Annotated in this window: 24 protein-coding genes; 9 read left to right on the top strand and 15 right to left on the bottom strand. The window is 35.9% G+C overall.

Features of this window, described 5'->3' with window-relative positions; genetic code table 11:
• Window positions 1-5 precede the first annotated feature (5 nt).
• The 4 genes from NHE85_RS11925 (at window position 6) to NHE85_RS11940 (ending at window position 2,804) form a co-directional block, all read left to right on the top strand.
• Window positions 6-617: a thioredoxin family protein gene (locus NHE85_RS11925; protein WP_252812252.1), complete on the top strand. Its 612-nt coding sequence runs from the start codon at window positions 6-8 to the stop codon at window positions 615-617.
• 24 nt (window positions 618-641) lie between these two features.
• Window positions 642-956, top strand: coding sequence for a rhodanese-like domain-containing protein (locus NHE85_RS11930; protein ID WP_252812253.1), 315 nt, complete (start codon window positions 642-644; stop codon window positions 954-956).
• Between the two features lie 308 nt (window positions 957-1,264).
• Window positions 1,265-1,705: a GNAT family N-acetyltransferase gene (locus NHE85_RS11935; RefSeq protein WP_252812254.1), complete on the top strand. Its 441-nt coding sequence runs from the start codon at window positions 1,265-1,267 to the stop codon at window positions 1,703-1,705.
• A gap of 25 nt (window positions 1,706-1,730) precedes the next feature.
• Window positions 1,731-2,804, top strand: a complete 1,074-nt coding sequence (locus tag NHE85_RS11940) for an alanine racemase (RefSeq protein WP_252812255.1) — start codon at window positions 1,731-1,733, stop codon at window positions 2,802-2,804.
• Window positions 2,805-2,871: 67 nt separating this feature from the next.
• Here the strand turns inward: NHE85_RS11940 and NHE85_RS11945 are convergent, their stop codons facing one another.
• Entirely contained in the window at window positions 2,872-3,309 is a 438-nt protein-coding gene (locus NHE85_RS11945) for a DUF1456 family protein (RefSeq protein WP_252812256.1), read from the bottom strand.
• 91 nt (window positions 3,310-3,400) lie between these two features.
• On the bottom strand, window positions 3,401-4,153 hold the full coding sequence (locus NHE85_RS11950) for an alpha/beta hydrolase (protein WP_252812257.1): 753 nt from the start codon (window positions 4,151-4,153) through the stop codon (window positions 3,401-3,403).
• Between the two features lie 94 nt (window positions 4,154-4,247).
• Here NHE85_RS11950 and NHE85_RS11955 point away from each other — a divergent pair, with 94 nt between their 5' ends.
• On the top strand, window positions 4,248-4,649 hold the full coding sequence (locus NHE85_RS11955; protein ID WP_252812258.1) for an excinuclease ABC subunit B: 402 nt from the start codon (window positions 4,248-4,250) through the stop codon (window positions 4,647-4,649).
• Here the strand turns inward: NHE85_RS11955 and NHE85_RS11960 are convergent.
• The 8 genes from NHE85_RS11960 to NHE85_RS11995 all read right to left on the bottom strand — a co-directional run bounded on the left by NHE85_RS11960 (window position 4,646) and on the right by NHE85_RS11995 (window position 16,602).
• Window positions 4,646-5,470, bottom strand: a complete 825-nt coding sequence (locus NHE85_RS11960) for a mechanosensitive ion channel family protein (RefSeq protein ID WP_252812259.1) — start codon at window positions 5,468-5,470, stop codon at window positions 4,646-4,648. The two genes, NHE85_RS11955 and NHE85_RS11960, sit on opposite strands and share 4 nt — an antisense overlap.
• Before the next feature lie 13 nt (window positions 5,471-5,483).
• Entirely contained in the window at window positions 5,484-7,361 is a 1,878-nt protein-coding gene (locus NHE85_RS11965) for a mechanosensitive ion channel family protein (RefSeq protein ID WP_252812260.1), read from the bottom strand.
• Window positions 7,362-7,463: 102 nt separating this feature from the next.
• The gene (gene uvrB, locus NHE85_RS11970) at window positions 7,464-9,449 is read right to left on the bottom strand and encodes an excinuclease ABC subunit UvrB (protein WP_252812261.1); all 1,986 of its coding nucleotides are present in this window, start codon (window positions 9,447-9,449) and stop codon (window positions 7,464-7,466) included.
• Window positions 9,450-9,647: 198 nt separating this feature from the next.
• Window positions 9,648-10,310, bottom strand: coding sequence for a thiamine diphosphokinase (locus NHE85_RS11975; RefSeq protein ID WP_252812262.1), 663 nt, complete (start codon window positions 10,308-10,310; stop codon window positions 9,648-9,650).
• A gap of 87 nt (window positions 10,311-10,397) precedes the next feature.
• A complete protein-coding gene (locus NHE85_RS11980) occupies window positions 10,398-11,222 on the bottom strand; it encodes a DUF4249 domain-containing protein (protein WP_252812263.1) in 825 nt (274 codons plus the stop codon).
• Window positions 11,223-11,227: 5 nt separating this feature from the next.
• A complete protein-coding gene (locus tag NHE85_RS11985) occupies window positions 11,228-13,606 on the bottom strand; it encodes a TonB-dependent receptor (protein ID WP_252812264.1) in 2,379 nt (792 codons plus the stop codon).
• Window positions 13,607-13,918: 312 nt separating this feature from the next.
• Window positions 13,919-16,144, bottom strand: a complete 2,226-nt coding sequence (locus NHE85_RS11990; RefSeq protein WP_252812265.1) for an NADP-dependent isocitrate dehydrogenase — start codon at window positions 16,142-16,144, stop codon at window positions 13,919-13,921.
• Window positions 16,145-16,377: 233 nt separating this feature from the next.
• On the bottom strand, window positions 16,378-16,602 hold the full coding sequence (locus NHE85_RS11995) for a hypothetical protein (RefSeq protein ID WP_252812266.1): 225 nt from the start codon (window positions 16,600-16,602) through the stop codon (window positions 16,378-16,380).
• Window positions 16,603-16,714: 112 nt separating this feature from the next.
• Here NHE85_RS11995 and NHE85_RS12000 point away from each other — a divergent pair, with 112 nt between their 5' ends.
• Window positions 16,715-17,212, top strand: coding sequence for a hypothetical protein (locus tag NHE85_RS12000; protein WP_252812267.1), 498 nt, complete (start codon window positions 16,715-16,717; stop codon window positions 17,210-17,212).
• Between the two features lie 195 nt (window positions 17,213-17,407).
• Here NHE85_RS12000 and rplS read toward each other — a convergent pair whose 3' ends face one another.
• From rplS to NHE85_RS12020, 4 genes are all read right to left on the bottom strand, one after another.
• Window positions 17,408-17,758, bottom strand: a complete 351-nt coding sequence (gene rplS / locus NHE85_RS12005; RefSeq protein WP_252812268.1) for a 50S ribosomal protein L19 — start codon at window positions 17,756-17,758, stop codon at window positions 17,408-17,410.
• Window positions 17,759-17,954: 196 nt separating this feature from the next.
• Window positions 17,955-18,629, bottom strand: coding sequence for a tRNA (guanosine(37)-N1)-methyltransferase TrmD (gene trmD, locus NHE85_RS12010; RefSeq protein ID WP_252812269.1), 675 nt, complete (start codon window positions 18,627-18,629; stop codon window positions 17,955-17,957).
• Between the two features lie 95 nt (window positions 18,630-18,724).
• On the bottom strand, window positions 18,725-19,177 hold the full coding sequence (locus tag NHE85_RS12015) for a DUF1569 domain-containing protein (RefSeq protein ID WP_252812270.1): 453 nt from the start codon (window positions 19,175-19,177) through the stop codon (window positions 18,725-18,727).
• A gap of 37 nt (window positions 19,178-19,214) precedes the next feature.
• Window positions 19,215-20,015, bottom strand: a complete 801-nt coding sequence (locus NHE85_RS12020) for a bifunctional 2-polyprenyl-6-hydroxyphenol methylase/3-demethylubiquinol 3-O-methyltransferase UbiG (RefSeq protein WP_252812271.1) — start codon at window positions 20,013-20,015, stop codon at window positions 19,215-19,217.
• Window positions 20,016-20,122: 107 nt separating this feature from the next.
• Here NHE85_RS12020 and NHE85_RS12025 point away from each other — a divergent pair, with 107 nt between their 5' ends.
• Together NHE85_RS12025 and NHE85_RS12030 are read left to right on the top strand one after the other, a co-directional pair.
• Complete coding sequence (locus NHE85_RS12025; protein ID WP_252812272.1) at window positions 20,123-21,055, top strand: peptidylprolyl isomerase; 933 nt, start codon at window positions 20,123-20,125, stop codon at window positions 21,053-21,055.
• A 233-nt stretch (window positions 21,056-21,288) separates the two neighbouring features.
• A complete protein-coding gene (locus tag NHE85_RS12030) occupies window positions 21,289-21,849 on the top strand; it encodes a hypothetical protein (protein WP_252812273.1) in 561 nt (186 codons plus the stop codon).
• 83 nt (window positions 21,850-21,932) lie between these two features.
• On the opposite strand, the gene NHE85_RS12035 is transcribed toward NHE85_RS12030, so the two are convergent.
• Entirely contained in the window at window positions 21,933-22,490 is a 558-nt protein-coding gene (locus NHE85_RS12035) for a thioredoxin family protein (RefSeq protein WP_252812274.1), read from the bottom strand.
• Between the two features lie 73 nt (window positions 22,491-22,563).
• On the opposite strand from NHE85_RS12035, the gene NHE85_RS12040 reads away from it, so the two are divergent.
• Window positions 22,564-22,899 (top strand): tRNA-binding protein, encoded by a 336-nt coding sequence (locus tag NHE85_RS12040; protein ID WP_252813306.1) that lies wholly within the window; start codon window positions 22,564-22,566, stop codon window positions 22,897-22,899.
• Window positions 22,900-22,996: the final 97 nt, after the last annotated feature.

Here is a 22,996-nt window from a genome sequence, read left to right on the forward strand (position 1 = left end):
AATATATGAAAACCGTAAAAATTTTAGGAACAGTAATGCTTGTTGCATTATTAAGTGCATTCGGAATTAAAAATGCACCAACAGGTTACAAGGTAGGAGATATAGCTACCGATTTTAGCCTTAAGAATGTTGATAATAAAAATGTATCTCTTAAAAATATTAAAGATGCTAAAGGTTACATCGTTATTTTTACCTGTAACCATTGTCCATATGCGCAGGCGTATGAAGACAGAATTATAGCACTGGATAAGAAATATAAAAAACTTGGTTATCCTGTAGTGGCTATTAATCCTAATAACCCTGAAAAAGTAAAAGACGACAGTTTTGCTAAAATGCAGGAAAGAGCAAAAGAGAAAGGATTTACTTTTCCTTATCTTTTAGATGAGGGACAAAAAATATTTCCTCAATATGGTGCTACAAAAACACCACATGTATATGTATTACAAAAAACGGCTAAAGGTAATGTGGTAAAATACATAGGTGCTATTGATGATAATTACGAAGATGCAGCAGCTGTTAAAACGAAATATGTGGAGAATGCTGTAGATGCTTTATTAAAAGGTAAAGAAGTAAGTGTAAAAGAGACAAAAGCTATTGGCTGTTCTATAAAAGCATAATACCTTTGTACAAAATTATTAAAAATGAATATATCTCAGGAAGAATGGTGGACTCAGGCACAGGCAGACAATAATGCTGTTGTGCTTGATGTAAGAACCGAAGACGAGTGGAACCGAGGAATTATTCCCGGTGCTATAAACATTGATATTTATAAAGGACAGGGGTTTATATATGCTGTTGAAGAGCTTGATAAAAGTAAGAATTATTATGTTTATTGTGCTGCGGGCGCCCGCAGCGCACAGGCATGTAATATAATGAATCAGCTTGGTTTTGATAACACCTTCAATCTTATTGGCGGAATATCCCAATGGGATGGGCCTGTGGTGGCTCCTGAATAAATAATAAAAATATTTTTATGTGAAGCCCGGTAAATGCCGGGCTTCTTTTTTTTAAGATAATATTAACTTTATTTGATTTATTATCTGAAAAATGAATTTTATTGAGTATTTATAGGATTTTTTTTCTTAATTTCTTAAATTTGCATTTCTAAATAGATGAGATAATCTCATTTTCTTTAAATGCCTTCTCTGAAGCGTCATATTTCTATTTCCTGTTTCATTGCATTGAAATAGATATGATTTACAATCATTATAAGTTTGCGTTCGCTAAATTTAAGAGGTGGCTATTAATTTTTTAAAAAACAGATATGGAATCCCAGACAATTAAATTGTGCTCTTACGAAAAAACAGAATTCACTAATGATCAGATTGCTTCATTTTTACACAAACACCTTGATCAATTTGGTGATGCTAAAGAAGATATTTTGAAATGCATTGCTTTCGCTCAGGATAAAAATAAAGGAGGGCAAATTCTTTTAGCTATACTTGATAACAAAATTGTAGGTGCCGTAATTTTGAATAATACAGGAATGAGTGGCTATATTCCCGAAAATATACTTGTTTATATTGCAGTTGACAATAGCTACAGAGGCAAAGGTATAGGTAAAAAACTTATGGAACTTGCAATACAAACTTCTGAAGGTAATATAGCGTTGCATTGTGAGCCTGATAACCCCGCACTGCATTTGTATGAAAAATTAGGCTTTAAAAGCAAATATCTTGAAATGCGTTTAAATAAGCAGGCTTAAATTAATTACACTTCAAACAAAACAAATGGCTTTTATAAAATTAGACCGTAAAAAATTAAAACACAATTACCTTTATTTGCAAAAATTATTTCAGTCAAGAAATATAGAATGGGGTGTTGTGTCAAAGATTTTGTGTGGCAACAAACTATTTATTAAAGAGATAATAGATCTTGGAGTACGGGAAATACATGATTCCAGAATCAGTAATTTAAAAACGATTAAAGAACTATGTCCTGAAGTACAAACGGTTTATATAAAACCTCCTGCAAAAAGGAGTATTTCCAAGATTGTAAAATATGCCGATGTTAGCTTTAATACCGAGATAGATACTATTAAAATGCTTTCGGAAGAGGCTGTGAAGCAAAACGTTATTCATAAGATCATAATTATGATTGAAATGGGCGATTTACGTGAAGGTATTATAGGAGAAGATCTTATTTATTTTTATGGTGAGGTAACAAGATTGCCCAACATTGAAATAAGAGGAATAGGAACTAACCTGAATTGTTTGAGTGGTGTTATGCCTAATCAGGATAAACTAATTCAGCTAAGTCTTTACAAGCAATTAATTGAGGCAAAGTTTAATATTTCTATTCCCTGGGTTTCGGGAGGTACTTCAGTAGCAATTCCTTTAATATTAAAAAATGCTCGCCCTATGGCTGTAAATCATTTCAGGGTAGGAGAGGCATTGTTTTTTGGTAATGACTTATTTACCGGAAAGATAATTGAAGGAATGGAAAGCGAAGTTTTTAAACTTTATGCCGAAATAATTGAAATTAATGAAAAACCTGATGTACCAAGTGGTGAATTGGGAGAAAATGTTGCCGGTAATACTTTTGAAATGAATGAAGGACAGGATTTAGGCACTTCGTCCCTCAGGGCTATTTTAGATATTGGCCTTTTAGATATGCAGCCACAATATATAGAACCTGAAGATGAGAATATTACACTGATTGACGCAAGTTCTGATATGCTGGTTGTAGATATATCTAACTCTAACGGTGATTATAAAATTGGCGACTTAATTTCTTTCAGAATTAGGTATATGGGAGCTTTATATTTATTGAACTCTGATTATATTGAAAAGATAGTAGTGTAATATAGAATTATATAATAATAAAAGAAGGCGCAATTTAATGCGCCTTCTTTTATTATTCCTTATTGCTTTATGATTTTTTATTCTTTCCATTGTTGAATTTTACTTTTTCTACAACGGGAGCCGGTTTTTTCGGCTTATTTTTTTGAGGAGGCCCTTTAGGTGCGGGCTTTTTTGCCACAGGCTTTTTAGGTTTGTCAAAAGTTGAAGCTGTCGCTGCGCGTTCTTTTTTTGCCGCAGCTACAGCTGCTTTATTCTGATTAAGAACATCCTGTGCATTTTTAGGCTCTTCTTTTGTACCTCTTAAATGAATTATAAGTCCGTTTAAAAAATTACGTAGTACCTGGTCACCACATTCCATGTAATTAGGGTGGTCGGCATTACGGAAAAAAGCACCAAGCTCAGCCTTAGATATCCTGAAATCTACCAGTTCAAGTATTTCTACAATCTGGTCATCTCTTAACTGAAGCGCTACTCGTAGCTTTTTAAATACATCATTATTATTCATTCTACTTTATTTTTGGCAAAAGTAATGTTTTTTGACGGATTTGGTTGTTTATGTATTTGGTTATTCGCTCATCGTGTGGCAAACAGGCAAATTATTCAAATAGCCAGGTGTACGCTTCCGTAAATTCTTTACTCCATAAAGTTTCATTATGTCTCCCATTATGAACTATTTTTTTATGGATGCTTTTGTTATCGGTTTTGGTGTGTAAAATTTCAAGCATTCGTTCAAGATCCTGTACCATTTCGGTGCTTTCATGGTCTCCACACATAAAGTAAAGTTTTGATGTTATTCGGGGAGTATTAATAGCTAAATCATATATACTCTCGCTAAACCAGAATGAAGGTGAAAAAATACCAGCTTTACCAAATACATTAGGGTATTTTAATACTGCATAAAAAGATACCAGCCCGCCAACTGAACTGCCAAATATTGCCGTATTGTCTTTATCAGTTTTTGTATGAAAGTGTTCATCAACATACGGTTTTAAAGTGCTAACTATAAAATCTAAATATTTATCGGCATTTCCGCCGCCATATTTTTCATTTACATAGGGTGTAAGCTCGTCTATACGTTTTTCGCCGCCGTGCTCAATGCCTATTACTATAGTTTTAGCCTGTAAACTGTCAAGCTGCTCGTCAATTCGCCATTCCCCTGAAAAAGATGAGGCAGTATCAAAAAGGTTTTGTCCGTCATGCATATAAATTACAGGGTACCGTTCTTCATTTTCTTTATAATCTGAAGGTAGGTAAACCCATATTTTTTTATCGGTTTCAAGTTCCGGAGAATTGATTGTAAAAACTGAGACGTTTTTAGAGAAGGTGTGTTCCTGTGCATTAGTATTCATAAATGTAAGATATAAAAAAAGGAGCAAAAATTTGAAGCCCATATATTTGTTTTATTTACGCAAAAGAATAATTTAGCTAAAATTACCAATTCTTATGAATACACACGAAGAAAAACTAAGCTTACTGACAGAAATGATCGCATTTGCAAAAATTGACGGGCAGGTGCACGAAAGAGAATATCAGTTTCTTACAATTGTGGCAAAGCAGCTTAGAGTTGATAAGGATATTTTTGAGAGCCTTTTTAATCAGCCTGCAGATAAGGTAGTAATAAAATCCGAGCATCAGCGCATATTACAATTTTACAGACTGGCGCTTCTTATGCAGGCGGATGGTATTTTGCATGATAATGAACAGGTAGCTATTCGAGAAATGGGTATTAACATGGGATTAAGCCCCTTTGCTATGAAAAGTGTGCTTGTGGAAATGCAGCGTTCTCCCACGGGAATGATAGACCCTGATATGCTGCTGGCCCTTTTCAGGGCACAGCAAAATTAATCGGCAGCTTTATGTATGACCCTTTGAGGAAAAGGGATAGATATATTGTTTTGTCTAAATTTTTCAAGTATGAGGTATCGCACCTGGCTTCTCACACCTTCAACCCTAAAAACATCTTCAACCCAAAAATATACTGAAAAATTAAGAGACGAATCGCCAAAATCATTAAAACGTACAAAGGGTTCGGGTGTCTCTAATATTTCTTTATTCTCTGCAACTGCTTCTTTTAATAATTGGCTTACCAAATTTACATCAGAAGAATAATCAACACCTACAGCTACTTCAAACCGGGAGGCTTTAGTATTATGTGTCCAGTTTATCAATTCGCTGCGTGTAAGGTCAGAATTTGGAAGAATGATATATTTATCATCGCGCGTTTGCAGGGTAGTAGTTCTTAATGTTATTTCCTGCACCGTGCCTACAATACCGTTTATTTCAATAACATCATTCATTTTTACGGTTGCGTCAACCAAAATTACAATTCCGGAAATATAGTCACTAAAAAGATTTTGAATACCTAAGCCCAAACCTACCAGAAGTGCCGCAGAGCCTGCCAATAATACTGACAGGTTAAAACCAATTATTTCCATAGATAAAACAAGCACTACAACCAGTAGTATATACTTTATCAGGGTAAAAATTGAATATTTTTTAGCATCGTCAAAATGATTAATGCTATATATACTTTTCTTAATTATTTTCAGGATAAAAGCAACTACTATCCAAAACAATATTAAAGTAACAATTGAGCTTACTTTTAAATGTGTTTTACCTATGGTAATCAGCGTTTCATTAAGAAGGTCTTTAATATGCTCCCACATAGCTCAAAATGTATTATGGTTTATCTTTATCTACTTTTACGTTAAAAGATGGTGCTTTATAATCCTTGTCCAGATAATCTGAAGGAATAGTTGTCATATTACCATCTCTTGCAGCTCTGTAGTGAGGAGAAAGTATTTCAATACCCATCTCGTTACAGCAGTTCTGAATATTTTTATGAAGTTCAGAATATATTCCGGCCTGTTTATTCGCTTCTTTTGTATAGGCATTTATCTGGTAAGCAACATAAAAATCTTCAAGGCTGGTTTGCAGTACAAAAGGTTTTGGCTCCTTCAATAAATTTTCAGTCCTGTCTGCAGCTGTAAGCAATGCCTGATGGATATCTTTCCATGGTACATCATAGCCTATGGTTACTGTTGTATGCAGTATCAAGCCGTTAGTTACAGTATCACTACTATAATTAATAGTGTGGCTGCTCATTACGGTTGAATTTGGTATTGATATAATTTCATTTTTTATTGATCGTATACGTGTTACAAGTAATGACTTTTCAATTACGTCTCCGGTTACATCACCTATTTTTACACGGTCGTTAATTTTAAAGAGGCGCATGTATGTAAGCACTATACCGGCAATTACATTAGATAAAGACCCCATTGAACCGAATGTAAACAGAAATCCTAAAAATACAGATACTCCTTTAAAAACAGGAGAATCACTACCTGGCAAATAGGGAAATATAACAATTAATAAAAAGGCAAGTATAAGCACACGTACTATCTGATAAGTGGGATTGGCCCAATCAGGATAAAAGCCATCTATAGTCAGATTACCACGTGCAATTTCATTTTTAAGAAAACGTGCGAACCTTAATATATACCTGAAAATTATAATTAAAACTATTATCGTTATCAGGTTAGGCAGATAAGCCCATATACCGAAAGCTACTTTTTTAACAGGATTTAGAATGTAACTGAATAACGTTTCAGCAAAGTTTTGTGTCCATGGAAATATACCAAATAAAACAGGTAAGGCAATATAAATTAATAAGGCAATAAATAACCATTTTATAAGCGTATTGACTAATATTAAAAGGTTAACCTGCCTGTCAGCATTAAAAAGTTCATAGTTTTTAATTTTTATGCCTTTTATACGTTTGCCTTTTTGGTCTCTTATTTTTGATGCGGTCCAGTTAAATAGTTTTCCTGAAAAATAAATTAAAAGCACAAGTACCCCTAAAACAAGTAAGGCAAGCGCAATTTCTTTAGCTAAGGTTTTAAAGCTGGTTTCTTTTCTGTAACGCGTAATTTCGTCGGTAATTATTTTTTTATAAGTTTTTGCAAGCTGTAGTTTCGAGGTATTATTCCATATAGCATCATTTTCAGAAATACTTGTAATAATACTCTCATTATACATTAGGTCAATAGTATTTTCAGCCTCAGTAATTTTTAAGGAATCTGTATTAAAAAGATAATTATCGCCAAGCACTTCCAGACGGTTTGAAATTGCAGCAGCACGATCATGTGCCGAAAAACTCCCTAATTTGCTGTAAATAAAGAAAAGTGTATCATTAAAGAAACCTTTTACCGGGTGGCCTTTAATTTTAGAACGTAAGGCATCAATCTGTGCTTTTTTTGAAGCAATTCTAACAGAATCACGGCTGTTTAGCTTTTCAAGTTCTTTTTGAAGTTCTTCTTTTTTTAGGTTATCGGTGGTTTTAAGCGACTTTAAACTTTTTTCAAGTTCAGCACGCTTTACAGAATCGCTTATACGCTGCTGCTCTATCTCTGCAAGCTTAGTAGTATATTGAGCAAGTGTAGCTGCTGTAACAGAATCATTTTGCTTATTGGTGATACTGTCTTTTTGGGCAAAAGCGTTACCCCAAAATAATATAACAACAAACAGGATTAAATAGCAGTAATTTTTCTTCATATACAATATATTTACAGGCGTAGTCTATAATATAAATTTAGAAAAATTATTTAGTATAGTATGTATGATGGAATGATTTGTGTAAAAAAGCATTTATATAATTTACACCTTTTCCTGTAATGCTTTAATTTCATCTCTTAGTTTGGCAGCCTGTAAAAAGTCAAGTTCTTTAGCAGCTTTCTCCATGGCTTTACGTTTATCGCGTATAATTTTTTCAATATCGCCTTTTGCCATATACGTAGTATCAGGTTCGGCGGCAATTTTAGGAGCATGTTCGAGTTTATAAGCCTCGCTTCTTCCTAAGGTGTTTTTTTCTATCTTCTTATTAAGGGCTGTAGGTACAATATTATTAGCTACATTAAAGTTGTGCTGCTTTTCACGTTTATAATTGGTTTCATCTATAGTACGCTGCATACTGTCAGTAATTTTATCGGCATACATTATAGCTTTACCATTTATATTACGGGCTGCACGGCCTACTGTTTGGGTTAGTGAGCGGTTGCTCCTTAAAAAACCTTCTTTATCAGCATCTAATATTGCAACAAGCGATACTTCGGGCAGGTCAAGTCCTTCTCTTAAAAGGTTTACACCAATCAACACATCAAATAACCCCCTGCGTAAATCCTGCATTATTTCTACGCGTTCCAGCGTATCTACTTCAGAATGTATATAGCGGCATCGTATAGATACTTTTGTAAGGTATTTTGCAAGTTCTTCGGCCATACGTTTGGTAAGTGTTGTAACAAGTACACGTTCGTCAACTTCTACACGTTGCTGTATTTCTTCTATAAGGTCGTCTATCTGATTAAGGCTAGGCCGAATCTCAATAACAGGGTCAAGCAGTCCGGTAGGGCGGATGATCTGCTCTACATATACACCTCCTGATTTCTGAAGTTCATAATCAGCAGGTGTGGCACTCACAAATACTACCTGATTCTGCATAGCTTCAAACTCTTCAAACTTAAGAGGTCTGTTATCCATTGCAGCAGGGAGGCGGAATCCAAACTCAACCAGATTTTCTTTACGAGAACGGTCACCGCCATACATGGCATGCACCTGGCTTACGGTTACGTGGCTTTCATCAATTACCATAAGGTAATCTTTAGGAAAGTAGTCTAAAAGACAGAAAGGGCGTGTGCCCGGCAGCCTGCGGTCTAAATAACGTGAGTAATTTTCAATACCTGAGCAATAGCCTAATTCGCGGATCATTTCCAAGTCAAAATTGGTACGTTCTTCAAGGCGTTTTGCTTCAAGATGTTTACCAATTTCTTTAAAGTAATCTACCTGCTTTACAAGATCCTGCTGAATTTCCCAGATAGCTCCCTGAAGCACATCGGGGCTGGTAACAAACATATTGGCAGGGTATATATTTAATCGGTCATAGCGTTCTATAACTTTAGCTGTTTTGGCATCAAAAGCTTCGATCTCTTCGATCTCATCACCAAAAAAGTGAATACGGAAAGGTTCATCTCCATAACTAGGGAAAACTTCGACCGTGTCACCTTTTATCCTGAAAGTTCCCGGATTAAAATCGGCCTCGGTACGGGCATAAAGGCTTTGTACCAGCCTGTGTAATAATTTGGTACGCGAAAGCATTTCTCCGCGTTCTATAGATACTACATTCTTTTGAAATTCTACAGGGTTACCAATACCATACAGGCAGGAAACCGATGCTACCACAATAATATCACGTCTTCCTGAAAGTAGGGAAGAAGTAGTACTAAGCCGCATTTTTTCAAGTTCTTCATTTATGGAAAGATCTTTTTCTATATAAGTTCCGGTAACGGGTATGTAGGCTTCAGGCTGATAGTAGTCGTAATAAGATACAAAATATTCTACGGCATTATTAGGGAAAAACTGCTTAAACTCACTATATAACTGGGCTGCAAGTGTTTTGTTATGTGCCAGTACAAGTGTGGGTTTCTGTACTTCCTGAATTACATTTGCCATGGTAAAAGTTTTACCCGAACCTGTAACCCCAAGAAGTGTCTGAAAACGTTCTCCTGATTCAATTCCTGCGCTTAGCTCTTTTATAGCCTGAGGCTGGTCGCCCATGGGTTTATAGTCTGATACTACGTTGAATTTCATTTCTTTTCCTTGCTTTTTACAAAGATAGTGAAATGATTATATGTTTTATTCGTGAATTTATTTATCCGGAGTTACAAATGGATCAATTTACCAGATTGCAAGAAGAGTCTGTAAATTTCCCTCACTTTCTGTGCTAATTGATTTAAAGTATAAGTGATTTGATACCCAAATTCACGAATAAACCAAATCGACAACTCTCTAATCAAAGCATTCCATCATTAGCAGATCACCTTCTTTGTGCTCAATAAGTACAACCCCGTCTGCAAGGGCTTCATTACTGCTTCCGGTCCGGTAACCAATAGTAAGTTCGTCATCATTCAGTTGATATTTCAGGTTTTTGCTGCTGATGCCTGATACTTTTCCTATTGGTATCAGTGACAGGGGAGTGCCGGCAGGATACCATTTTTCAAATTTTTGGGACAGCAAAAATACTTTAGAATGATCGTCAAGTAGTACTATTTTCAGTTTATCACGAAACCTTACAATATTGGTAATATTGGTAATGGTATGATCGGCCCGGCGGCCTGTCGCCCAAATAACATTAACGGCAGGTATTTTACGGTCAATAAGATATTCAAATGCTTTTTCAAGATCGGTCTTATCCTGGTCGGGAGTATGAACAATTTCTAACGGATATTGTTGGCTTTTATAATATTCAGGATCAAAATCACGGTCAAAATCCCCTAAAAGGACATCTACCTTAATGCCCAGTTCCATAACGCGGTTCATAGCACTGTCAAGCACAATCACAAGGGGCGACCATTCCAGGAGCTGACCTAAAAGCTCTTTGCTGCATTCAGCACCGTTAGCAATTATTAAAGCAGGTTCCTGATCGTCGCGTACAATATGGTGTGAAGACATGTTTTGGATCTAAATTTGAAGACTAATCACTAAAAAGTCCTCCATTGAGGAGGACTTCAAAGTTACATATATTTTGAACTTAATAAATTACTGTATTGTATAATTAACAGAAGATACTTCACCCAGCCTGAAATAGCCTAAAGCAAAATTATCTTCATTCGTCTGGTTTATAATATTGCCTCTTGCATTTACCGGTGGTGTCTGAAAAGGCCCACTGCCGGCTCCGCCTTCAACCATAGATATAAGTATGCTCATGTAGTTATAATAACGCTCTGAAATACCATACAGCTTTAAACCTACAACATCTCCTGCTTTAAAGTCTTCATGATCTATAAAGTCAAACATAAGGTTACCCTGAAAAAACTCATCTTTAAGTGCATCATAGTCAGGATAAGGCAATACATCAGTATCAAATCGCACAAGATAAAAATTATCCTCATTGCCATTGTCCATAAAAAAGAAACGTACTTCTATATTATCATTAAGAAAACCACCTTCATTATCCTGAATTATGTTTTGAATATCCGGAGCCGCATAAAGCGTATCGGATGCCTTATAAGTTTGTCCGTCATACTCAACTGTAAGTGTATAGTTTTCTCCTATAACCGGTTCAAAATTAGTGCATACATATTCCCCTGTACCAGGTGTTTCAGCAAAATTAAAAACAATATTTTCACTATTTGTAATAAATACAGTAGCACCCGAAACTGCCGGTACGGTATTTTCATAGTAACTTCCGGTAGTGGTAAGCTTTATTTTTTGCTGGCTTCCATCGGTACCCTTTATCCAGTTTATAGAGGCATCTATAACAAGTTTAGGAGCAGCAGTGTTAAGGTCTACATCTACAACTTCCTCGCAAGAGCTGAGCAGTAAACCAATTGTCAGCATTATTATATATTTTATACTTTTCATTATGCTTAAAATTTAAAATTATAAGTAACACTCGGTATAATGCCAAATATAGAAAGCCTCACGGCTTCATTTCTTCCGGTGTCTTCATTTTGCCTAAATGTCATAGAGGCTGCGTTAGACCTGTTGTACAAGTTATAAATACTAAATACCCATTCACCCTGCCAGCCTTTGGTTTTTTCTGGCTTAGGCACATAAGTAGCTGAAATATCAAGGTGATGGTACATAGGCAAACGGTCGCCATTTCTTGAACCAAATACAGGAACATTTATATCGCCATACTGATACTGTCCGTTAGGAAAGGTAGCAGGCTGGCCGGATTGCAGGGCAAATATCGCCCCGAATGACCATTTGTCTGTATAATCATAAGAACCTGTTACAGAAAGGTTATGTGTTTTATTATATCCGGCACTATACCATTCGCCATTATTAATACCTGTTTCTCCCGTTGCTCTGCCCGGAGTTTGCTGTTCAGTACGGGAAAGGGTGTAAGATACCCAGCCTGTAAGCTTACCTTTGTTTTTACGGAACAGTACTTCTAAACCGTATGATCTTGCTTTACCATTTAGCAATACCTGCTCTATGGCTTTATTGGCAATAAGATCGGCACCGTCTATATAATCAAGCTTGTTTTTTATTTTTTTGTAGAAGCTTTCTACTTCAAGTGTATAAGTGTCATCTTTTAGATTTCTGAAATACCCAACCGCTACCTGATCTAATAATTCCGGCTTGGTAAAATTGTCACTTGGTGCCCAAACGTCAAGTGGAGTGGGTGATGAGGTATTAGATATTAAATGCAGGTATTGTGCCATGCGGTTGTAACTTGCTTTTACCGACTGATTGTCGTCAAGTTTATAAGCAATAGCTACACGTGGTTCCAGATTGCCAAAATCAGCAATGGTTTCGCCGCTGCTATAATGTAGTGTACCAATTGGAGTTGCTTTTTCGTAAATTTTCAGCTCGTTATCAAAAGCCACAGCCTGATTGTTGGCATAAACATTCATATTTTGCTCTCCTAAACGATAAAACATACTATATCGTAAACCATAGCTAACAGTAATTCTGTCACTCAGTTCATGTTCTGCATCTACATACAGGGCGGGTTCAAAAGCATGTTTCTTTTCGAGCTGGTCGTGGTTTATAGCCGAATCTTCTCCTGTTGGGTTTACAGTTCCCGGATTAAAATCGTAGTATATGGCATTAACACCATAGTTCAGTTTAAATTTATCCGTAAGGTAATGTTTCAGGTCATATTTAAAATTATAATTTTTAATGCCTGAATCCCATTTAAGGCCAATAAAGCCTAATTCGAGTCCGTAATAGTAATCACTATAAATAAGACTCATATTAGAGAATAGCTTTTCACTAAATAAATGGTTCCATCTAAGGTTTAAAACGGCATTACCATATACGTTATTAAAACTTTGGCTTATATCCAGTAAATCACGGCCAAAGTAGCCAGAAAGGTACAGGTTGTTATTTTCGTTGAGGTTATAGCTAAGTTTTGTATTAAGGTCATAAAAATAAGCAGAGTTGTCATTGTCTGCCAGTTTAAGAAAAAGATGTGCATACGATGCTCTTCCTCCAATGAGGAAAGAGCCTTTGTCTTTTACAATAGGGCCTTCAGCCAATAATCGGCTTGAAATTGCACCAATACCGCCTTTCATGTGAAACTCTTTCTTGTTCCCCTCTTTTTGGTAAATATCCAGTACAGATGACAGTCTTCCGCCATAACGTGCCGGGATACCTCCTTTATATAATTTCAGGTCTTTTATTGCATCTGCATTAAAGACTGAAAAGAAACCGAATAAGTGGGATGAGTTGTAAATAGTTGCTTCATCAAGAAGTATAAGGTTTTGATCGGCAGATCCTCCGCGGACATTAAACCCTGAAGCGCCCTCGCCGGCATTAGTTACACCGGGTAATGTAAGTATAGATTTTAGTACATCTACTTCACCCATTACAACGGGCATTTTCTTTATTTCTTCAGCAGAAAGCCTGTTTACACTCATTTCAGGCTTTCTTATGTTGGCTCTTTTTACGTTTTCAGAAATTACTACTTCATCAAGCACTTTGCTATCGGTAGTAAGGCTGAAGTTTTTACGTATGTTGCTGTTTAATACAATTGTTTCTTCCTTAGTACCAAAGCTTACATAGCTTACCTGTACTGTGTAGGTTCCTGCGGGAAGTGAGATAGAGTAAAAGCCATATTCGTTGGTTGAAATTCCTTTTTCCAGTTCTTTTATATATACACTGGCACCTATAAGGGTTTCATTGCTGCTATCGTCGGCAATAGTGCCGCTTAGTGTAAATTTCTCCTGTGCAAACACAGCACTGAAAAAAAACAGAAGGAATACCGAGAGGCATCCTTTTTTTTGTAAGGTCATTTGTTTGATTGGTTTTGTGTTGATTGATCGATGATTGGACTCCGGTTCAATACTATTATTTAATGAACAAGTAGATTCAGGTTTACATTGTTTAATTCATAATTTTTATATTTTCTTATATAACGATATTAGACGAATTAAATTACTTCTTGTTACAAGAATTTACAATTTTTTCATACAAGAAATAGTGTTTTTAATAACAGACCCCATTAAAATAGGGGTTGCTGCTAAAATTTTAAAATTTAATTTAAACTACTGCTATAAAAAAAGCTATCCCTAAGGATAGCTTTTAAGTATAATATACGACTGGTTTTAAACCAGTTTTGCAAGTATAGTATTTAATGTTTCACTTGGCCTCATAGCTTTGTCGGTTTTTGCAAAATCAGGGTGGTAGTAGCCGCCTATTTCCTGTGGCTTGCCCTGTGCACCTATAAGTTCAGCATTAATCTTAGCTTCATTTTCAGTAAGATCTTTAGCAATTTCTTCAAACTTAGCTTTCAGTTCAGCATCTTTAGTCTGAGCAGCTAGAGCCTGTGCCCAGTATAATGCAAGGTAGAAATGAGAACCACGGTTGTCTATTTCGCCTACTTTACGTGCTGGAGATTTATCATTCTCAAGGAATTTCTCATTAGCAGCGTCAAGTGTTTCGCTTAATACTAAAGCTTTAGAATTGTTCAGAGACTGACCAAGGTGCTCTAAAGATACACCAAGTGCTAAAAACTCTCCAAGTGAATCCCAACGAAGGTAGCCTTCTTCAACAAACTGCTGAACATGCTTAGGAGCTGAACCTCCTGCGCCTGTTTCAAATAATCCACCGCCATTCATTAACGGAACGATAGAAAGCATTTTTGCTGATGTGCCAAGTTCAAGAATAGGGAACAGGTCAGTTAGGTAGTCACGAAGTACGTTACCTGTAACAGAGATAGTATCTTCTCCTTTACGTATTCTCTCCAAAGAGAATTTAGTAGCGTCGATCGGGTTCATGATACGAATATCAAGTCCGTTTGTATCGTGATCTTTTAAATATGTTTTTACTTTTTCAATTATCTGTACATCATGTGCTCTGTTTTCATCTAACCAGAATATAGCCGGTGTAGAAGATAACCTTGCTCTGTTTACAGCAAGTTTAACCCAGTCCTGAACAGGAGCATCTTTAGTCTGGCACATTCTGAAAATATCTCCGGCCTCTACTTTTTGCTCCATGTAAACAGTACCGTTATTATTATCTACAACTTTTATAACGCCATCAGCAGCTGCCTGGAATGTTTTATCATGAGAGCCGTATTCTTCAGCTTTCTGAGCCATAAGCCCAACGTTTGGTACACTACCCATTGTTGCAGGATTAAATGCACCGTGTTTTTTACAGTCTTCAATAGTTGCAACATATACGCCTGAATAACTTCTGTCCGGAATAATGGCTAAAGTATCCTGTGGTTTTCCATCTGCATTCCACATTTGCCCCGATGTACGTATCATAGCCGGCATAGAAGCATCTACAATCACATCGCTAGGAACATGAAGGTTGGTAATTCCGTTATCAGAGTTTACCATTGCAAGAGCAGGGGCAGTAGTATAAACCGCATTAATAGCTGCTTTTACTTCCGCTTCCTGAGGAGTTCCTGCTATTTTAGCATAAACATCACCTAAGCCATTACGTGTATCTACACCCAGTTCGGCGAATAATGATGCGTATTTTTCAAATACATCTTTATAAAACACCTCCACAATAGCTCCAAAGATAATAGGGTCAGAAACCTTCATCATTGTAGCTTTAAGGTGAACAGAGAATAGTATACCCTGTTTTTTAGCAACTTCAATTTCTTCAGCAATAAATGCTTTAAGTTTTTTAAGGCTAAGTGCAGAACTGTCTATAATTTCACCTGCTTTTAGAGGTGTACTTGCTTTAAGTACTGTAACAGTACCGTCATTAGCTGTAAATTCTATTTTAACATCGGTAGCCTCTTTTACGGTAACAGATTTTTCACTGCCGTAAAAGTCGCCTTCTTTCATGCTGGCAACACTTGTTTTAGAGTCAGGCGACCATTTACCCATAGAATGAGGATGTGCCTTTGCATAATTTTTAACTGCTTTAGGAGCCCTACGGTCAGAGTTGCCTTCACGTAGTACAGGGTTAACTGCAGATCCTAATACTTTTGCATATTTAGCTTTAACAGCTTTTTCTTCTTCTGTTTTAGCATCTTCCGGAAAGTCAGGAATGTTATATCCCTGTCCCTGAAGTTCTTTTATGGCTGCTTTTAACTGCGGTACCGAAGCTGATATGTTTGGTAATTTGATTATGTTGGCTTCCGGCGTGTTTGCCAGTTGGCCAAGTTCTGTAAGGGCATCACCAACTTTTTGGTTTTCAGTAAGATGTTCCGGGAAGTTAGCAAGTATCCTTCCGGCAAGAGATATGTCGCGGGTTTCAACTTCTATTCCGGCAGGTGCAGTAAATGCCTGCACAATAGGAAGTAATGAATGGGTGGCCAGCATAGGGGCCTCATCAGTTATCGTATAAAAGATCTTTGATGTTTTGGACATTGCGATTGTTGTTTAATGACCCTTTCGGCAAACGCTGAAAGGCTGATTATTAATATGTTATTTGAGTGTTTGTTTGAGCTGTTTACTACAAAGCGCATTTATCAGCCCCTTACTGTAAACAAGGCTCGCAAATATAGGAAAATCTTATCTAACAGGGGGTTGGTATATCGGTAAAAAAACGTTGTCGTAATTTTACTTTTACAATTTTAAAGGATAAGATTTTACAGTGTCAGTTAAGGTTTCTCCTTTAACTGGTTGATCCTTTCCAGCACAGAAGTTGAAAATTCTTTTGTGATTACTTTATTTATCTGTCCCTTGCAATCAGGAATAGAATAGTAGCGTATATGTGTAAGTTTAGCTTTTGCGCTGGTTACTTCTTCTACCTCATAAATATGCTTAATATTTACAAAGTGCACGCCCCCGCGTATGTCAGCTATTTTTATAAAAATCGGATCCATGCCCAAAGATAATTAAATGTGTTGATTTTGTTTAAAAGTATACGTTTAAATCGATATAAAACATTTCTATAAAAACTCTTGCTGTTTATATTTGTATATATAAACTAATATTATGAGAATTACTTTTTTAATAATAGTGTTTTTATTGTGTGCTTGTAACAACAATAAAAATTGTAGTTATAAGGAAGCGATACAAAGAGGTGAAATAAAAGATTATAAAACATCTTTTATTCGTATTAATGACAGTCTGGATTTTAAACTGGATTATGTCCGGGATCAGCTATATAAGGAAAAAGAGCCTTTTTGTTATGGAAATATGGAATTAAATAATGAACGTTTTTCTGTACTGTGTAATGCTGTCGCACCTTATTATAATTCTGCGAATGTCAGAATACTTGACCTTTTATGTGCAAATAAAGATCTTTGTGAAGGTGAAGCTTTAGAATTTCAAAACATAAAAGGATATTTGATATACTATATTAACGATGAAAAAAGATTGTCCTTAGATTATGTAAATCTCATAACAAGTGAGAAAGAAACCTATCCTGTAAGTGATGCTTATGCTACTGTAAAAGGCACTTTCTGTTTGAAAGAAGCGGTATTGAGCTAAAGCCTTCTATTGTTGAATTAAAAAATATGGGATTTAATTTCCAGCCTGATGATATTTTAATGATAAAAAAATCTGAAGACAAGCTCTATAAAAAAATTAATGGAAAGTGATTGTAAGTGTAATATAGTCAGGTTATTTGCAAAAAAAAATCCCATGCCGTAGCTATGGGATTTTGTATTTGTGAAAAAGAAAAGATTATCTTCTTCTTTCTTTGATTTTTGCTTTTTTACCTGTAAGGTCACGGAAGTAGAATATACGTGCTCTTCTAACTTTACCTCTTTGGTTAAGTTCGATTTTTTGCAGCGCCGGCATATTAAGCGGGAAAATACGCTCTACACCTACAGCTCCTGACATTTTACGGATAGTAAATGTTTGAGAGATACCTGCACCTCTTTTTTGGATAACTACACCTTTAAAGAACTGGGTTCTTGTTTTCTCACCCTCTTTAATTTCGTAGTAAACAGTAATGGTGTCTCCTGAGTTAAATTCAGGGAAATCTTTTTTTGTTACAAATTCGTCTTGTACAAATTTTACTAAATCAGACATGATTTTATTTTTAAGTGTTTGATTCAAAGCAACATTCACGATTTTCGCCAGAGGTTAGTCCGAATAAGGGTGCAAATATAAAATTTTTTTTGTTTCAGGTTTAAAGTTTCAGGGTTTTTTTAAATTCTATAAGTAGATTTTTTTTATTTAGGTACTTAACTATAAAAAATTATGTCCTAAACAATTTACAATCAACTTATTCTAAAAGATCCGGCCTTCTGTTTTTTGTGTGTTCAAGTGCCTGGTCTTCCCTCCATTTGTCTATGTTTGCAAAGTTGCCGCTAAGTAATATATCGGGAACTTTCCATCCTTTATATTCTGCCGGGCGCGTATATATGGGAGGGGAAAGCAGGTTGTCCTGAAAACTATCTGTTAAGGCAGAGGTTTCATTGCTTAAAACACCGGGTATAAGGCGTATGATGCTATCGGCTACTACTGCAGCAGCAAGTTCACCACCTGACAGCACAAAATCGCCAATAGAAATTTCTTTGGTTATAAAATGATCGCGTACACGCTGATCTACACCTTTATAATGCCCACACAGTATAATTATGTTTTTAAGAAGCGACATACGGTTTGCCATGCCCTGATTGAGTGTTTCTCCGTCGGGTGACATGTATATTACTTCATCATAGTCGCGTTCTGCCTTAAGTTTAGATATGCATGCATCTATAGGCTCAATCATCATCACCATGCCTGCGCCACCGCCAAACTGATAATCATCTACATTTTTATGTTTGTTGGTGCTGTAGTCTCTTAAATTGTGCAGGTGTACTTCAACCAGTCCTTTGTCTATAGCGCGTTTAAGTATAGATGCTTCAAAAGGGCTTCGCAATAATTCGGGCAGTACAGTAATAATGTCTATTCTCATCTAATAATTATTCAATGTAACAATTGCCTGTTATAGCAATTATACAGGACTGCAAAATTAAACTTTTTTAATGTAATAAGTAATTGTTACATTATTTATGCCCCGAATTGTTTTAAGTGATGGTCAAGATGCTTCCATTGCATTAGGTCCCATTCATGCATTGTCATTTTGCCAAAAAAAGGATGTTTGTCTATTTTAATGGCATCATGGCCTTCTTTGGCAAAAATACTAACCAGTTCTATAAGTTCTTTTTTAGAAGTCTCAAAATCAGGTTCATGGGTAATTTTGAATTCTTTACTGGTGGGCATGCCTTTGCCAAAAGGTTGTTTATTTGTAAGTTTCTTTTTTGCAGACTTACCAAAAAAGAAAGCCAGTAAAGGTTTTGGTTCAAGCTGTAAAGTGCCATAAGCAACTTTTATTGGCTGCTGGCAGTGCAGCAGCATTTGGCTTACAGTCATTTTTCCCCATTGCGAAAGTGTTATTGGGGTTAAGGTATGAATACGGTCTATTATATTTTTATTGCCTTGTGGGTCGAATATGCTTTCCATAATTTTAGGTTTGATGCAAAAATAATAATAAATCCGCTTACTTTTTCGTGGCTTTCACAGAGTATACCATCGGTATATTATTGCCTAAATGGGCTATTCGGTATTTGTAGGTTTCCAATGCTTCGGTGTTCCTGAAACAATTGTAAGGTGAATAATCGTACTCTTTAAAAGAGTTTATTTGCAGACCTGCATTTATAAGATTATTTAAAACTTCGCTCAGGCTGTGGTTCCAGGTTATCATTTCATATTCTGTTACAGATGCAGGGTCAGCATAGGTGCCAAGTTCGGTTTCAATAATAGCATCGCTTTTAAAATAATTATAAGCAATTTTATTGAAATCGTTGTCAAACATCCATACTACAGGATGAAATTCAGCAAAAATGAAAACTCCTTCCTGTTTTAAAAAATGTGAGATTATATGTGCCCATTTTTCTAAGTCAGGTAACCATCCAATTGTACCATAGCTTGTAAAAACGATATCGAATTCTTCATGTAGATTATCTTGGAGGCTGTATATATCAGAACAGATAAAGCGTGCATTTGCTCCTGTTTTTTCAGTTAATTCACGGGCTGTTTTAATAGCTTTTTCTGAAAAATCTACTCCTGTAACTTCGGCACCCATGCGGGATAAGGATATAGTGTCCTGTCCGAAATGGCATTGCAGGTGCAGTATCTTTTTTCCTTTAACATCACCCAGTAAATCAAGCTCTATACTATTAAGGCTCGATTTACCTTCTAAAAAAGCAGGTATATTGTAAAATTCAGAGTTTATATGTACATCTGTTTTATCGTTCCAGGCCTTTTTATTTATAGCGAGATAATTATCTTCTTTTTTCATTTTTAATTGGTTTGATATTCAAATTTACCTTTTTGTTATGAAAGTCCTATATCTTAAATTGTGAATAAATTTGTAAATTTGGCACTTCAAAATAAACAACTACAATAATGGAAAACGGAATTTACGCAAAATTCAATACTTCAAAAGGCGCTATACTTGTTAAACTTACCCACGATTTAACTCCGGGTACAGTTGGTAACTTTGTAGGCCTTGCAGAAGGCAATTTAGAGAACGAAGTGAAGCCGCAAGGTAAACCATATTATGACGGACTTAAATTTCACCGTGTTATATCTGATTTCATGATTCAGGGCGGATGCCCGCTTGGAACAGGTACAGGTGGTCCGGGTTACCAATTTGATGATGAGTTTCACCCATCTCTTAGACATGATGCTCCCGGTGTACTTTCCATGGCTAATGCAGGGCCTGGTTCAAACGGATCGCAGTTTTTTATAACTCACGTAGCTACGCCCTGGTTAGATGATAAACATACTGTATTTGGTAAAGTAGTAGAAGGGCAGGATGTAGTTGATGCTATTCAGGGTAATGATACTCTTGAAAGTGTTGAAATTATCCGTGAAGGTGAAGAAGCTAAGAAATGGAATGCTGTTGAAGCTTTCAGAACATTTGAAGGTTCTCGTGAAAAACGTATGGCTGAAGCTAAAAAACAAGCTGAAGAAGCTATGGAAAAACTTGCTGCAGGTTTTGATAAAACTGAAAGCGGACTTCGTTATAAAATGATACAAAAAGGTACCGGTAAACAGGCTCAGAAAGGGAAAACAGTATCTGTTCACTATACAGGTTCTCTTGAGAATGGACAGGTATTTGATTCTTCATACAAAAGAAAACAGCCTATTGATTTCCCTCTTGGGATGGGTCATGTTATTGAAGGATGGGATGAAGGGATTGCTTTACTTCAGGTAGGCGATAAGGCCCGCTTTGTTATACCATCTCATTTAGGGTATGGCGAACGTGGCGCAGGCGGTGTTATTCCTCCGGGAGCTACACTTATTTTTGATGTAGAACTTATGGATGTAAAATAGTCTCTGTATTGAGAATTGATATATTTGAAGGCCGGGAGATTTTTCTCCCGGCTTTCTTTTTTGAACAGATTATTACTGTTTTAAAACAGGTGAATTAATAGCGAGATTATTGGTTGTGTTTTTTCTGTCAACTGTGAACTGTGAACTGTGAACTGAAAACTGATAATTAAAAGTTGGAATACTTTTTGAAAGTAATGCTGTATAGTTTTACTTTTGCGCTAATTCTTTTAGTTATGAAATATACTTTACTGATTATAGTTTCTTTATTAGGTTTATCTGCTAAAGCACAGCTGCCGGGTGGTAATTCCATGCACTGTGGTTATGATTTTACATCCTATATAGTACTCGATGTGCATGAATCAGGTAAAAAAGAGAATATCAAAAACCTGCGTATTACTGTGGTAGATAGTCTGGGTAAAGATCTTATTAATATTAGTAACCTGTATAGTTTTAAAAATGCTAATCAGCCGCTTGTATTTACATCTAACTATCTTATAGGTGATGACAATAAAAGACTTGAACAAGGGGCTGTTGCTAAAAAAGAACGCTATTTCTTTCCTTTTGCAAAAGATAATTATCTGCTGTCTGTAGCTAATACTTTCAAAGCAGACAGTTTTGCTGTGAAAATTCAGGATACCGATGGTGAAGAGAATGGAGGTAAATTTAAAACGGTAACTATCCCTCTGCACAGTTATAATATGTATGTTTTATGTTCTAATGAAAGTCAGCAGGCAGCTATTAAATTTGGTGTAAAAATGAATAAGCCTATTGATATAGTGCTAGAACAGGAATAATATAAACGTAATAATTTGTTATTTTTTAATGTAACAATTATCGCATCTACAGATAATCGTTGCATTCTTATATTAATTGTATATTAAATTTTCCACTTGATATTACATCCTAAACTTGGCTTTTGATTTTTAGGTATTGCACGATTGTATAAAACACCATCTATAGCGTTTCGTAAATCGCTTCCGCTTAGTGGAATGTTATTGCCAGGGCGGGAATCATCAAGCTGTCCTCTGTAAACAAGCTGGTCACTGGCATTGAAAAGATAAAAATCAGGTGTGCATGCGGCGTCATAAGCTTTTGCGGCTTCCTGAGTGTTGTCGAATAAATAAGGGAATTCCATTTTGTTTTCAAAAGCAAATTCACTCATTTTTTCAGGACTATCCATAGGATATTTTTCAATATCATTACTGCTTATAGCTATCATGCCAATGCCCTGTACTCTGTAATCATTTGCAATCATAACTATTTCATCGATCACATGGTGTACAAAAGGGCAATGATTGCATATAAACATAACTAATGTGCCTTTTTCACCTTTTAATTGAGCAAAAGAGTAATAGTTATTAGAATTGGTATCCTTTAACCAAAAAGCAGGAGCGATGGTACCAAGAGGCAGCATATTTGATGGAGTGTTTGCCATTTTATAAGAAAATATTACTTTAGCAAAGTACGGATTTTTAACCCGAAACTTTATAATCTTAATCAAAATTAAAATAATGCTGACCTGGGAAGAATTTGAAAAAACTGAAATGCGTGTAGGTACTATTCTTGAAGTGAATGATTTTCCTGAAGCCAGAAAGCCGGCATATCAGTTAACTATAGATTTTGGTATTGATATTGGAGTTAGGAAATCGTCTGCACAAATTACAAAGCGATATAAAAAGGAAGATTTGGCAGGAAGGCAAATTATTGCCGTAGTAAACTTTCCTAAGAAACAGATCGGTAAGTTTATGAGTGAATGCCTTGTTCTTGGAGCAGTGGGGCAGGAGGGTGACGTAGTTTTGCTGGCTCCTGATGTTAAAGTTGAAAATGGCTTACGAATAGGGTAGCCATTTTATTTTAAAGATTTCTGTTTTATAATGAGTGATTATATAGGAAGTAAAAAAAAGTCCAAAACCTTAAAGATTCCGGACTTCATAATTTTTT

It is taken from the genome of Flavobacterium sp. NRK1 (assembly GCF_024054175.1).
Lineage (GTDB): Bacteria > Bacteroidota > Bacteroidia > Flavobacteriales > Flavobacteriaceae > Flavobacterium.

Coding starts and splice junctions, on each gene's coding strand:
- NHE85_RS11980 (WP_252812263.1), bottom strand. CDS start 11,222: ATGAAAAGTATAAAATATATAATAATGCTGACAATTGGTTTACTGCTC.
- NHE85_RS12000 (WP_252812267.1), top strand. CDS start 16,715: ATGAGAATTACTTTTTTAATAATAGTGTTTTTATTGTGTGCTTGTAAC.
- rplS (WP_252812268.1), bottom strand. CDS start 17,758: ATGTCTGATTTAGTAAAATTTGTACAAGACGAATTTGTAACAAAAAAA.
- NHE85_RS11990 (WP_252812265.1), bottom strand. CDS start 16,144: ATGTCCAAAACATCAAAGATCTTTTATACGATAACTGATGAGGCCCCT.
- NHE85_RS12030 (WP_252812273.1), top strand. CDS start 21,289: ATGAAATATACTTTACTGATTATAGTTTCTTTATTAGGTTTATCTGCT.
- NHE85_RS12035 (WP_252812274.1), bottom strand. CDS start 22,490: ATGGCAAACACTCCATCAAATATGCTGCCTCTTGGTACCATCGCTCCT.
- NHE85_RS11960 (WP_252812259.1), bottom strand. CDS start 5,470: ATGTGGGAGCATATTAAAGACCTTCTTAATGAAACGCTGATTACCATA.
- NHE85_RS11930 (WP_252812253.1), top strand. CDS start 642: ATGAATATATCTCAGGAAGAATGGTGGACTCAGGCACAGGCAGACAAT.
- NHE85_RS11925 (WP_252812252.1), top strand. CDS start 6: ATGAAAACCGTAAAAATTTTAGGAACAGTAATGCTTGTTGCATTATTA.
- NHE85_RS11975 (WP_252812262.1), bottom strand. CDS start 10,310: ATGTCTTCACACCATATTGTACGCGACGATCAGGAACCTGCTTTAATA.
- NHE85_RS11945 (WP_252812256.1), bottom strand. CDS start 3,309: ATGAATAATAATGATGTATTTAAAAAGCTACGAGTAGCGCTTCAGTTA.
- NHE85_RS12015 (WP_252812270.1), bottom strand. CDS start 19,177: ATGGAAAGCATATTCGACCCACAAGGCAATAAAAATATAATAGACCGT.
- NHE85_RS11985 (WP_252812264.1), bottom strand. CDS start 13,606: ATGACCTTACAAAAAAAAGGATGCCTCTCGGTATTCCTTCTGTTTTTT.
- NHE85_RS11995 (WP_252812266.1), bottom strand. CDS start 16,602: ATGGATCCGATTTTTATAAAAATAGCTGACATACGCGGGGGCGTGCAC.
- NHE85_RS11955 (WP_252812258.1), top strand. CDS start 4,248: ATGAATACACACGAAGAAAAACTAAGCTTACTGACAGAAATGATCGCA.
- uvrB (WP_252812261.1), bottom strand. CDS start 9,449: ATGAAATTCAACGTAGTATCAGACTATAAACCCATGGGCGACCAGCCT.
- trmD (WP_252812269.1), bottom strand. CDS start 18,629: ATGAGAATAGACATTATTACTGTACTGCCCGAATTATTGCGAAGCCCT.
- NHE85_RS12020 (WP_252812271.1), bottom strand. CDS start 20,015: ATGAAAAAAGAAGATAATTATCTCGCTATAAATAAAAAGGCCTGGAAC.
- NHE85_RS11940 (WP_252812255.1), top strand. CDS start 1,731: ATGGCTTTTATAAAATTAGACCGTAAAAAATTAAAACACAATTACCTT.
- NHE85_RS11935 (WP_252812254.1), top strand. CDS start 1,265: ATGGAATCCCAGACAATTAAATTGTGCTCTTACGAAAAAACAGAATTC.
- NHE85_RS11965 (WP_252812260.1), bottom strand. CDS start 7,361: ATGAAGAAAAATTACTGCTATTTAATCCTGTTTGTTGTTATATTATTT.
- NHE85_RS12025 (WP_252812272.1), top strand. CDS start 20,123: ATGGAAAACGGAATTTACGCAAAATTCAATACTTCAAAAGGCGCTATA.
- NHE85_RS11950 (WP_252812257.1), bottom strand. CDS start 4,153: ATGAATACTAATGCACAGGAACACACCTTCTCTAAAAACGTCTCAGTT.